The organism is Paenibacillus anseongensis (assembly GCF_009757995.1).
GTDB lineage: Bacteria > Bacillota > Bacilli > Paenibacillales > NBRC-103111 > Paenibacillus_E > Paenibacillus_E chondroitinus.
Window position 1 is genome coordinate 43,568 of record NZ_WSEM01000002.1, and the last position, 13,341, is coordinate 56,908.

Annotated in this window: 7 protein-coding genes; all 7 read left to right on the top strand. The window is 47.1% G+C overall.

All coding sequences use genetic code 11. From position 1 onward, the window contains the following. Nucleotides 1–29 precede the first annotated feature (29 nt). The 7 genes from GON05_RS00780 (at nt 30) to lacZ (ending at nt 13,331) form a co-directional block, all read left to right on the top strand. A complete protein-coding gene (locus GON05_RS00780) occupies nt 30–3,179 on the top strand; it encodes an alpha-mannosidase (protein WP_157317358.1) in 3,150 nt (1,049 codons plus the stop codon). Between the two features lie 229 nt (nt 3,180–3,408). Next, nucleotides 3,409–4,302 (top strand): carbohydrate ABC transporter permease, encoded by an 894-nt coding sequence (locus GON05_RS00785; protein ID WP_127455718.1) that lies wholly within the window; start codon nt 3,409–3,411, stop codon nt 4,300–4,302. Between the two features lie 16 nt (nt 4,303–4,318). Then, complete coding sequence (locus GON05_RS00790) at nt 4,319–5,182, top strand: carbohydrate ABC transporter permease (RefSeq protein WP_157317359.1); 864 nt, start codon at nt 4,319–4,321, stop codon at nt 5,180–5,182. 150 nt (nt 5,183–5,332) lie between these two features. After that, nucleotides 5,333–6,739 (top strand): ABC transporter substrate-binding protein, encoded by a 1,407-nt coding sequence (locus GON05_RS00795; protein WP_157317360.1) that lies wholly within the window; start codon nt 5,333–5,335, stop codon nt 6,737–6,739. A 92-nt stretch (nt 6,740–6,831) separates the two neighbouring features. Next, entirely contained in the window at nt 6,832–8,583 is a 1,752-nt protein-coding gene (locus GON05_RS00800) for a sensor histidine kinase (RefSeq protein ID WP_157317361.1), read from the top strand. 7 nt (nt 8,584–8,590) lie between these two features. Next, nucleotides 8,591–10,201 (top strand): response regulator, encoded by a 1,611-nt coding sequence (locus GON05_RS00805; RefSeq protein WP_157317362.1) that lies wholly within the window; start codon nt 8,591–8,593, stop codon nt 10,199–10,201. Nucleotides 10,202–10,226: 25 nt separating this feature from the next. Continuing rightward, nucleotides 10,227–13,331 carry a beta-galactosidase, LacZ type gene (gene lacZ / locus GON05_RS00810; protein ID WP_157317363.1) on the top strand — a complete coding sequence of 1,035 codons (3,105 nt, stop codon included), beginning with the start codon at nt 10,227–10,229 and terminating at the stop codon, nt 13,329–13,331. Nucleotides 13,332–13,341: the final 10 nt, after the last annotated feature.

Below are 13,341 nucleotides of genomic sequence, written 5' to 3' on the forward strand. Positions count from 1 at the left end.
ACGATCACAGGTTTGAAGGGAGTATGTCAATGTTTTGGACTGTTGAGAAATTGCATGCGCGAATCCATGAACTGGAACCATTTCGCTACCGTGATGCGAGGGTTATCGATACTTTTCGAATGAAACACGATGCCGAAGGAGCGATTGGAGCTTATCCGACCGAAGACGGCGAGTGGGGGACTATTCAAATTGGAGATCGCTGGAAAGGGCGCGATGTCTACTATTGGTTAGCTGCGGACCCTGTTATCCCGGCCGAGTGGAAAGGAAAGAAGGTCATCGGCCGATTTAACTTAGGCCAAACGGGTGGAGGAACAAACAGCGGGTTTGAGTCGCTGCTTTTTCTGAACGGGGAGCCGTATCAGGGCGTGGACTCGAATCATGAGGAAGTATTTTTCGCTGAGGAACTAATTGGTTCCACGATCCAGCTTCGCTTCCGCTTATGGTCGGGGTTAGGCGGCTATCAAAGCCACCTTGAAATGGAGAGCAAGCTGGAGATGGCAGCTTTGTGCTGGCTGGATGAAGCATGCGACGATCTATACTACACAGCCAAAGCTTTGCTGGAAACGATTCGCATTCTGGATGAGAATCGTCCGGAACGGCACCAGCTGCTGTCTATGCTGGATCAAGCTTTTCTGCTGCTGGATTGGTCAAGGCCGGGCAGCGATGCTTTTTACAATTCAGTTGCCAGCGCGCAGGAGCAGCTTCAAAATGCGTTGTCAGCGGTGCCCAAGCTGCACTCGGTTGTGGTTCAATGCATCGGGCACACGCATATCGATGTCGCATGGCTCTGGCGTTTGAAGCATACGCGGGAAAAAGCCGCAAGATCTTTTTCGACGGTGCTGCGATTAATGGAGCAGTACCCGGAGTACATTTTCCTACAAACTCAGCCGCAACTGTATGAATACATCAAATCGGATTATCCGGAAATTTATGAACGGATCAAGGAACGTGTGCAGGAAGGACGCTGGGAAGCAGGCGGTGCGATGTGGCTGGAGGCGGATTGCAACTTGGCTTCCGGGGAATCGCTTGTACGGCAGCTTCTGTATGGCACCCAATTTTTCCGTGATGAATTTGGTGTTGCCTGCAATTATTTGTGGTTGCCTGATGTATTTGGATACAGCTGGGCGCTGCCGCAGATTTTGCGAAAGGCCGGTATTGAAACTTTCATGACGACGAAAATCAGTTGGAATCAATACAACCGGATGCCTCATGACACTTTTATGTGGAGGGGGATTGATGGTACCGAAATTTTGACTCATTTCATTACTACGCCGGATCCTGGCTCCAGTGAAGGAGCCTTCTACTATACGTACAACGGAAAAGTGACGCCATCCTCGGTACAAGGGATTTGGGACGCCTATCGTGATAAATCGCTCAATTCCTCTTTACTGTTGGCCTATGGATACGGCGATGGCGGGGGTGGCGTAAACCGGGAAATGCTGGAGATGAGGCGCAGACTGGATCAAATACCTGGTATTCCCGCGGTGAAAACGGGACGCGCCGATACGTATTTCAACGAGTTGCAGCAACAGGTGTCGAACTCAAATTCCTATGTGCACACATGGGATGGTGAATTGTATCTGGAGCTGCATCGCGGCACCTACACCAGTCAAGCTTATAACAAGCTGATGAATCGAAAGCTGGAGCTTTTGTATAGAGAAACCGAATGGATGCAAGTTATGAGCAGCATATTAAATACCACCGCACATGCAGGGACTAGGGAAAGCTCGCTCCTTCTCTATGAAGGTTGGAAGATTATTTTACGCAATCAGTTCCATGACATCATCCCGGGTTCGTCGATTCGAGAGGTCTACGAGGACAGCAGGGTTGAATACGCTGAAGCACGTGCCATTGGTGAGAAGGTGTGGGATCAATCCGTTTCCTATCTAACGGACGGCAAGCAGGGGCGTGAAGTGGTAGTGTTCAACAGTTCGCCTTGGGAGCAAACAGATATCGTAAGCTTGCCGCAAGGAACATCTGCAGAAGAGTGGTTGGATGCTCATCAACGTCCGCTTGAAGTGCAGCGGGTGGATGGGAAGATGTGGGTGAAGGTTGAGAACGTCCCATCGATGGGTTACACAGTGATTCGTCAGGCCGATCAAGCGGACACGTATATGCAAAAGGTTAAGGAGAATCCATTCCAAAAGCTGGATCAGGGGTTAATTACTCCTTTTTACGAAATTGAATGGGATGCTCATGGTCAGATCGAACGACTCTATGATCGCATAGAGAAGCGGGAAATCATCGCTGAGGGTCAACGAGGCAACCGATTTGAGGTGTTTGAAGACAAGCCGAAAGGTCGGCACGAGGCGTGGGATATTGATATTTTTTATACGGAGAAAAAACAGGAAATGACTTGTGTGACTCGGATGGAAGTGACGGACACCGGAGCTTTGGCTGCTATCGTTCGATTCGAATGGTCCTACATGGATTCAACCGTGGTACAAGATATGGTGCTCTACGCGCATAGCCGCAGAATAGATTTCAAAACGCATGTGAATTGGAATGAGCAGCGGAAACTGTTGAAGGTAGCATTTCCTGTGCGCATCCGGGCGACGGAAGCGACCTACGATATTCAATTCGGCAATGTAAAGCGGCCTACGCATTGGAATACGAGTTGGGATTACGCACGGTTCGAGACGGTTGGCCATCAGTGGGCCGATTTGTCCGAACGGGGGTATGGCGTCAGCCTCTTGAATGATTGCAAATACGGCTATGATATCAAAGATCATGTGATGAGACTCACGCTGATCAAGTCCGCGAAGGTTCCTGACCCTACGGCTGACCTTGGCGAGCATCACTTCACATATTCCCTGCTTCCGCATGCCGGCGATTGGTACGATGGTCAAACGATGCAATCCGCATGGTCGCTTAACAATCCATTGTCATCTGCGTCTGGCGCGCCTGATCAAGCATCGTTCAGCCTGTTCCAGCTTTCCTGCGATCATGTCATGATTGATGCAGTCAAACATGCTGAGGGCCAAAACGCGGTCATTATACGCGTACACGAATTCGCAGGTATAAGCGGGCAAGTGGACATTACGAGCGATGTCCGGATTGCGTCCTGGCAGGAATGTGATCTGCTCGAACGCCTGGAAGGCGAACAGCAGCATGACGCTCGAATAAGCGTTCAGATGAAGCCATATGAGATCAAGACATTTATGATCCATTTTAATTAGCATGTAGGCAAATGAGGCCGCGATTTTTCGCGGTCTATTTGCTTTTGCCGTGCATTTGTGTGCATTGGCCATGAATTTACCGCGTATGTACAGCAAATTTCCCGATGTCCTTCCCCTGGGAGGAAGACAGTTGATTTGTCACACGGACATAGTTGGATTACCACTCCCGCCTGTCAGCGCGGTTGTAATATGCTTAATCTACTAATTAAGTCTAAGGAGTAGATCACATATGCGCAAAAGGAACTCCCTTTTCAATTCCTATGTTTTTATTTTTCCAAGTCTGTTTTTAACTTTGGCGTTAGGCATCTATCCGCTTATATGGGCGTTTCGCTATATGTTTTACGATTATCAGGGATATGGCGAAGAGAAATTTATCGGTATCGACAATTTTGCAAGATTGCTGCGCGATACGGAATATTGGCATTCGGTATATAACACTATGATCTATGCAGGTGGCAAGCTGATTATCGTGCTGCCGCTTTCACTGATCCTTGCCGTTATTTTGAACCGGGGGATCAAAGGGAAGGTACTGCTGCGCGCCGTATACTTTATGCCGACGATCATAAGCACTTCCGTTATGGCGATCGTATTTTTCACCATTTTTAATTCGTATAACGGACTGCTCAATCAATTTTTGCTAAAATACGGCTTAATCTCCAAAGCGATTGATTGGCTGGGGCCGGATTACGCCATGTTAACGGTTATTATTATGGCCATCTGGGGCGCGATCGGTAACTATATGCTCCTATTCATTGCCGGATTGCAAGGGATTCCAGATGATTTATATGAGAGTGCATCCATTGATGGAGCGAATGTGGTCCAAAAGTTTTGGTACATTACGATTCCGATGCTCGGACCTGTCTTGCAGATGATCGTTATGCTTGCCATAATCAACTCCCTGAAAGGGTATGAAAGTATTATGGTCATGACCGAGGGAGGACCTTTCGGCAAAACCGATGTCATGTATCTATATGTGTACAAGCTATTTTTCCCAGTCTCGGCTGTTTCTCCGACCGTCCAACAAATTGGCTACGGCAGCGCCGCCGGTTTCGTAACAGCCCTGATCGTCGGGTTAATTACCATTGTTTATTTCGCGATGTCCAAACGATTGAATCAGGATTAACAGAGGAGGGTATACAATGACTACAAGCACGAAATCAGGCGGTTACCTCGGCGGCCGCATTATCGGGCACAGCATCAAATGGATTTTTTTGATCGCAGTCGCCTTTTTCACGATATTCCCTATTATTATGGCGATGCTGGGCTCTGTAAAAACGAATGCTGAATTGACAACCGGCGCTACCCTATTGCCGACTGTCTGGAAGTTTTCCAACTATGCAACAGCCTGGAAGCAGGCTAATTTCGCACAGTTTACGTGGAATAGCCTCTTTATCAGCGTAATCGTGACGATTGGCACGCTGCTCGTTGCAACCATGTCGGCTTATGCGGTGGACAGAACGAGGTTCCCGGGTAAAAAATTGTATGTAGCTCTGCAAGCGAGCACGATGTTTATCTCCATTGGCGCCGTGGTATTGATGCCGCAGTTCAATCTTATGGTTAAACTTGGTTTAAACAAATCCCTTTGGGGCGTCATTCTCATTCTGATTAGTTCCCATGCGGTCATTTACTTTATGTTGATCGGTTTCTTTAAGGCTATACCGAAGGATTTGGACGAAGCGGCTTACATCGACGGCTGTAATTTCTTTACGGTGTATTGGCGAATTATTCTTCCGCTCTTGAGCCCTGCACTAGGCGTCACTGGACTGTTCACGTTCCGCGGCGCTTGGAATGAATATATCTTGCCGCTGGTCTTCACGATGACGAACCCGAAATTGCAAACATTGACGGTTGGGCTGGCTAATTTGCGCTACGGCATTGGCGCCGCGGCCGAGGCACATCTGATGATGGCTGGAGCTTGTTTATCTTTCCTACCCATTCTGGTCGTCTATATATTGGCGAATAAGTCATTTATTCAGGTGACGGCAGGAAGTGTAAAAGGATAATTGTTACAGGAACATACAAAAGAGTTATTTTCCCCCACCTGGAAAGTTGATTTGTCCTTCACGGTCAAAACGGATATAGCGTTATTATGAAAACAGTTACATGAGGCATGGTTCAGACATTTGAAAGAGAAAAACGGGAGGGTTAACAACATGAGTAAAAAAGTAGTAATGAGCGCAATGCTTGGCGTTACACTGGTAGCTTCACTTGCAGCATGCGGTGGACAAACCAATCAACCTACGAATAATAGTGGCAGCGCAAGCAGCGCACCTGCAGCAAGCGGGCAGAAGACGAAGCTTGCCTACTGGACGATTGACCGTCATGACGCTGACTATATGAAGGAAGTTATCAAAAAGTTCAATGAAACCAACAAGGACAACATTGAAGTTGAGATGACGGTGATGGCGGACAACTTTAACCAGTCGGTCGATATTGCTTTTGCCAGTAAACAAGCACCTGATATCTTTCGGACCAACGATTTCCCCGGCTTTGTGAAGAAAGGTTATCTATTGCCCCTGAACGATATGATGACAGAGGATATGAAGAAACGATATAATAATCTACTTGTTGAAGATAGCAATATGGTCGATGGAAAAATTTATTCGCTTCCGAACACAGGGCAATATTGGAGATTAATCTATAACGTTGATCTTTTCAAAAAAGCAGGGATTACGGAACCGCCGAAAACGATTCAGGAAATGGTGGAAGACGCCAAGAAGATTACGGAAGCTGGCAAAGATATCGGAGCTTACGGTTTTGCGGAAAACTTCAAGAATCCAAGCTCTGCCTTCTCACGGATTGCCAACCCTATCGGATCCTTCAGCGGAACGTCCGTGTTGGACGGCTATAATTACAAAACAGGTCAGTACGATTTTGCTGCTTATAAGCCTATTGTTGAGGCGCTTCGCCAAATGAAGCAGGACGGCAGTATGCTGCCTGGTGTTGAATCGCTTGACATTGATCCGCTTCGTGCCCAATTCGCAGCTGGAAAAATCGGTATGTATTTTAACCACTCGGGTGAACCTGCTGTGTATCAAAGCCAATTCCCGACCCAAATTAATTGGAGTGCGGCTCTGCCCCCAACGATTGACGGGAAACAGCAAGGAACTGTAGCCGTTGCGAATACGGGGAATTATATTGGCATCAACAAAGACACTCCGAACAAAGATAAAGCATGGAAATTCTTGGAGTACATCTATAATCTGGACTTCCAAAAGGCATATCATGAAAAAGGTCTTGGCATCTCGATTGTGCCGGATGTGAACGCCACTGCGAATAAGCCGGCTATGCCAGGTATTGAAGGTTTCTTGCCTACGAAGTTCGACGCTTTATATGCAACGACTCCGACTGGCGTAGCAGAAACCAAGGTGGAAGGAACAAAATTAGGGAACGTCATCATTAAATACATGCTTGAGGGCGGAGACTTGGACAAGCTTTTGAGCGATTTGAACACTCGCTATAATGCGGCATTGGACAAAGCGCGTGCCGCGGGAGAAACGAAGATGAAGGCGGATCCGAATTTCGATCCGGGCAAACTGCAGGGTAGTCTTGCCAAATAGGCGCAAAGTTTAATGGATACAATAGGTAAGGGGCGCGCGGCCTAAAGCAGCGCGTCTCTTCCTTATTATTGTGCGGAGAAGGGGGAAACAGCTTGAACAAATGGTATTATCGGCTTTCGCTCCGCCGGAGGTTATGGTTCTTGGTTCTGATATTGACTGTCGTCTCCATCGCAATAACAGGAATGATGTCGTACTGGATTGCCTTTCGATCAACAGAAAGTGAAGCCTTTATTTCCAGTCAGAATACACTCAATAAAACAGCACGCGTGTTTGACGAGAAGCTTAGACACATCATTGTTACGACTTCTTCCATGATGCTCAGCGACCCCTTCAAGAACGCTATGGAAGATGTTGTTTCGAATCATTCGGCTTCCTATTATACGCGTTTATCTTCTTTGCAGACGCCTCTAGGGCAAATGAAACTCATAGAGCCTTCGATTCAGTCCGTTTTAATTTACACACCTGTTGGCGAGATGTATGCCACGAATGATCTTCGTAACGGACAGATTCGTTTCAAAGATACGCTATTCTCCCAATATCTGAACACAACCGAACGTGTCGTATGGCTGGAAGATCACGAGGATCCGCTTTTTTCAGGAAAGTCGAGGGTGATTTCGTTGATCATGAAGCCCGTTACAGAAGCGGACGTTCGTGATGTATATGTTGTCGTTAACGTCAAGGAAGAGGCCATTAGCAAGGTTGTCACAGATGGTTTATTGGATCAAACAAAAAACTATTATCTCATATCAAACAAAGGTGAAACTGTCCTTCCGCTAAGCGGCAATACACCTCCCTTTCAAGGGGATGCTTCTTTTTTAGAGCAGCTGAAGAACCAGGAACGTGGATTTTTCAAGCATGACATCGCTGGTAAAAAGTATTTGGTTAACTATTCGAGGCTGACACTGGCGGACAATTGGACGATGGTCAGCATACAGACGCAGTCGGATTTGCTTCATCAAGTGAATCGCATTAAAACAATCACCCTTTGGATCATGTTATGCTGCGCTATATTGGCTTTCGTGTTATCGAATGTCATCTCGAGCTTTCTCCTGAAGCCGCTCCACAAACTGCAAGGTTTAATGAAGAAAGTGGAACAAAATCAACTCGATGTGCGCTTCACCAGTAAATATGAAGATGAAGTGACGCAGGTCGGTCTGAAGTTTAACCGCATGCTGGAGGAAATTTCTTCGCTGATTGAGGACGTCAAGGAAGCCGAATATGAGAAACGCAAGATGGAGGTCAAAGCGCTTCAGGCGCAAATTGATCCGCACTTTTTGTATAACACATTGAACACGATCATTTGGAAGTCGGAAACGTCTCAAAACCGGGACGTCACGGAGATGATCACGTCACTGTCTCTCTTGTTCCAATTTGGCTTGAACGGCGGGAATGAGATGACCACTTTAGCGAAAGAGATGGATCATGTAAGGCAATATTTAATACTTCAGCAAAAATGTTACGAGGACTTGTTCGAGTATGCGATTGAGTTGACGGACCCGACATTACGGGATGTTCCCGTTTTGAAAATTATTTTGCAACCCTTGGTAGAAAACTCCATCTTGCATGGCTTTCAGAGTATGGATAGGATGGGGAACATTCGGATATCCATCTCCAAATCCGAGTCACATCTCATTCTACTGGTGGGGGACAACGGTGCAGGCATGGATGTCCCATCCGTCGATGCGGATATGCGGAGTGAGCAGACGTTGAAGAAAAGCTACGCACTTCGCAATGTGTATGGGCGACTGCGGCTTTACTACGGCAATAAAGCAGATATTCGTCTGAGCAGCGAGCCTTATGTCTCCACCACGGTGCAACTAACTATCCCATTGACAGGCGAGTGATGAAGCAATGACGACTGAACTTAGAATGTGTGTGATCGACGATATCAAAACCGTCGTACAGGGCATTGCCAATCAAATCGATTGGACGTCTTACGGGGTTTGCATTTCGGGTACTGCGAGCAATGGCGAGCAGGGGATTGAACTGATTAAACAAACGGAGCCGCACATTGTGCTGACGGACATTCGAATGCCCAAAGTAGACGGGCTGGAGATGACCAGACAGATCCTGGCTTGGTTTCCACGAACGAAAATTGTCTTTTTGAGTGGCTATACCGATTTTGAGTACGCGCAGGAGGCGCTTCGCCTAGGTGCGTTTGATTATATTGTCAAACCGTATACTCCGCAGAAGATTATCGATGTTGTGTTGAAGGCGAAGCAGTCCATTGAAGAGGAAATTCATGAAACACAGCGTTATCGGGAAATGGAAAGAAAGCTGCGGGAAAGCTTGCCATTTTTGAGGCAGGAATATTTTCAACTGCTGCTGCAGTTCCGTACGACCCCTGAACAGGCACAAAAGCGTTGGGATTTTCTAAATATTGGACTTGAACGAGAGCGTTTCATTGTGATGTTGACAGAAATCGATCAGTTCAGTGAGCAAACGGATACGCTGCCTGTTCAGGAGGTCGAGCTCATCCGATTTACCGTTCACAATATTTTGGAGGAAAGCTTGAGGGAGCACACCAAAGGTTTCGTTTTTCGAGATCATACGAACCGATTTGTCGCGATATTCAATCCTTCGGATGCTTATCATGCAGACGTCATTGCGGAAAAATGCCGCGAAAATGTCAATAAATACTCCCGATATACGATATCGATTGGGCTTGGAGAAGAAGTGCAGGAGATCCATCAGATCTCGTATTCGTATTCCCAGGCGTTCGCGGCCATCTCCTATAATTTCTATACGGGAGGCAATACCGTTTTCACGTATCGGGATTTAAGCCCGGTCCATCAAACGTTACCTCGCTACTCTCCCGAGAAGGAGAAGGAGCTGTTTTACTGCTTGAGGTCGGGAAATTTGCAAAAAGCGTGCAGCCTTGTAGATGAACTGTTTGAGGAAGCCGTTCATGCCTCGACGCCTCCTGCTCCCGAGGTGGTGAAAGGAATGTGTGATGAGCTGGCTTTTCTAATCAATCGGGTCTTTTCTGAAAAGCTAACGCGCGATGAGATGGAAGGGATTGAACGCTATTTGTACTCCATCAAAAATCTCTCTTCCTATAAGCTGAAGGAACTTCAAGAAAACATTAAGGAATTGTGCAGGCTCGGCTGCGAGTTCATTCAGAAACGCCACGTTGAAGATGTGAATCAAGTAGTTGAGCAAGTCATTGCGCACATTCGGCAGAATGTCTCTTCTAACATGACCGTTAATGATTATGCCAAACTGGTTTATTTGAGTGGTAGTTATTTTGCTAATTTGTTCAAAAAGGTGACGGGGATGACGGTTACCCAATTCGTAACCACGGAGCGGATGGAGCAGACGAAAGCGATGCTGCTTGAAGGAAAGCAGGTTCAAGAGATTGCTCAGGCTCTGGGATATGAAGATAGGCGACATTTCAGTGAATTATTTAAGAAGCATACGGGTATGACACCCTCAGAATTTAAACAGCTGTATATAAAATAAAAATCTAGCAAAAGAGGTGCTTGATATGCGTCAAAAATATTCCTATCTTCCTCCGAAAAACGGGTACCCCGAGTGGAACAATAATCCGGAGATTTTTCAATTGAATCGAATGAAAGCTCATGCGACTTTAATGCCCTATGCCTCGATAGAAGAGGCGCTTAAAGGGGACAGAAGCGCATCCCAATCCGTGGCATCACTAAATGGCATGTGGCAATTCAGCTTTGCCGAAACCCCGGATCAGCGGATTAGAAATTTTTACGAAATGGGCTATGATACCAGCGGCTGGGATACGATTCAAGTTCCTGGGCATTGGCAGCTACAGGGTTACGATTACCCGCAGTACACGAATGTTAGATATCCTTGGGAAGGCAAGGAGGATATCAAGCCCCCTTTTGCACCGACGAAGTATAATCCTGTTGGCTCCTATACACGAACATTTACGGTACCAAGTAATTGGAAGGATTCACCTGTTTATATTAGTTTCCAAGGTGTGGAATCGGCTTTTTACGTCTGGGTGAATGGTGAATTGGTCGGTTACAGCGAAGACTCGTTTACTCCTGCGGAATTTGACCTGACTCCCTATGTACATGAAGGCGAAAACAAATTGGCTGTAGAGGTCTATCGCTGGTGCGATGCCAGTTGGTTGGAGGATCAGGATTTCTGGCGGATGAGCGGGATTTTCCGCGATGTTTACTTGTACAGCACGCCGAGAGTGCATATTTACGATTTCAGTGCTGTGGCGGATTTGGACGACGAATATCGGCACGGCCTTTTGCATATAAAGGCAACGGTGACGAATGCGTTCAGTGAGCATTTAGACAGGCACAGGCTGGAAGTCAGCCTTTATGATCAGGATGGGAATCTTGTACAAGCATCTTTGTCCGCGGACGTAAGGTTGGACGGTGAGAATGAGCAGGAGCTTCATCTTCGCACAATGCTTAATGACCCTATGAAGTGGACGGCTGAGACTCCGAATCTGTACCATTTGGTTCTATCGTTGAAAGATTCATCCGGGGATTTAGTTGAAGCGGTGAGCTGCCGCATCGGATTCCGCAGATTTGAGTTGATCGATGGACTGATGAAGATTAACGGCAAACGTATCGTGTTCAAGGGTGTGAACCGTCACGAGTTTAACTGCGATACAGGCCGCGCCATTCACTATGACGATATGGTTCGCGATATTCAGCTGATGAAAGCCTATAATATCAACGCCGTTCGTACTTCGCATTATCCGAATCATCCGCTTTGGTATGACCTGTGTGATGAATATGGGTTGTATGTCATTGACGAAACCAACCTTGAAACACATGGAAGCTGGAAGAATTTCCAAGAGGAGGAAGGCTGGACAGTCCCTGCGAGCAAACCGGAATGGACGGCCAATGTCTTAGACCGGGCGAATTCCATGCTGCAGCGGGATAAAAATCATCCTTCGATCATCATCTGGTCACTGGGCAATGAGTCATGGGGCGGAGATAACTTTATTAACATGCACGATTTCTTCCGGTCCAACGATCCAACTCGGTTGGTTCACTATGAAGGCGTCACGCGCTGCCGGAAATCTGACGCAGCTTCTGACATGGAAAGCCAAATGTATACACTTCCTGGCAAAGTAGAGGAGTATGCACTTACTAATCCTAAGAAACCTTTTATTTTATGTGAATATAGTCACGCGATGGGGAACTCGAATGGGAATCTCTTTAAATATTGCGAGCTATTTGATAAGTATCCGATTCTCCAAGGCGGCTTCATCTGGGACTGGATTGACCAAGCCATCCGCACGAAAACTTTAGAGGGTACCGAGTATCTGGCCTATGGCGGGGATTTCGGTGATACCCCTAATGATGGCACCTTTTGCGGGAATGGTCTTATTTTCGCAGATCGCAGTGTCACTCCTAAATTAGTTGAAGTGAAGAAATGCTATCAGAATGTGAAGTTTGAGATGATAGATTTGGAGCAATGCCGCATTCGTGTAAAGAACAACTTCCTGTTTACGAACTTAAGTGATTATGATTTGAAATGGGAATTAGCGAAAAATGGTATAAGTGTGGATGAAGGGCACGTTACGCTAGCGGTGGAAGCGGGTGACACGGCAGAGATTACACTTCCTATTGGGCTGCCAATGAACGTGAACGATGGTGAGGAGTGTACATTGACGATTCAATTGCTAGAGAAGGAAGATAGAGCTTGGGCGGATGCCGGGCATGAGGTTGCATTCGAACAGTTTCTGCTGCCCGTTGTGACACAGGCTTTGCCACCTCCAGAGGTTGGGGAGTTGCGTACGGAGGAGTCGGAGACGTCTTTTACAGCGTTTGGTTCCGATTTTAGCGTGACATTCAACAAGTTGACCGGAGATTTGAGTTCCTATTCGTATAAAGGCGTCGAGCTCATGAAAGAAGCTCCGAAGCCAAACTTTTGGCGTGCCAGCATCGACAATGATAAAGGGAATAAGCTCCCGGAACGAAGCAGGACTTGGAAGGAAGCCGGACAGGAGCGTAAGCTTCATGTCATGCATATACATTCCTACGCGGATAAGGTAGAAATAGCGGTTGAGTACATGTTGCCAACGACACACAGCTCGTCTTGCAAATTGTTCTATGTCGTGAGAGGGGACGGCACGATTCAGCTGAGTGAGGAACTGCAGCCTGGTCCTAACCTGCCGGAAATTCCTGAGATCGGCATGCTGCTTCAGCTGGATGCCAGCTTTGAGAACCTGGCATGGTATGGCAGAGGCCCGCATGAGAATCATTGGGACCGTGCGGAAAGCGCAAGGTTGGGGATCTATCAAGGGAAAGTTGCCGACCAGTATGTGCCGTATCTGCGCCCTCAAGAGTGTGGGAACAAAACCGATGTAAGGTGGGCTGAGCTGACCCGTGCCGATGGACTTGGCTTACGGATTGAAGGAGCTAGGGCTGTGGAGCTGAACGCGCTGCCTTACACACCGTCTGAGCTGGAAGCGCACGATCATATGTATAAACTGCCTGCTAGTGACAAAATCGCGCTGCGAGTTAACTACCGGCAAATGGGGGTCGGCGGCGATGATAGCTGGATGTCGAAGACGCATCCGGAGTTTACCCTTTATGCAAACCGCAGTTACGCATATAGCTTTTCTTTTAAAGGTATAACGCACTAATTAAATAGGG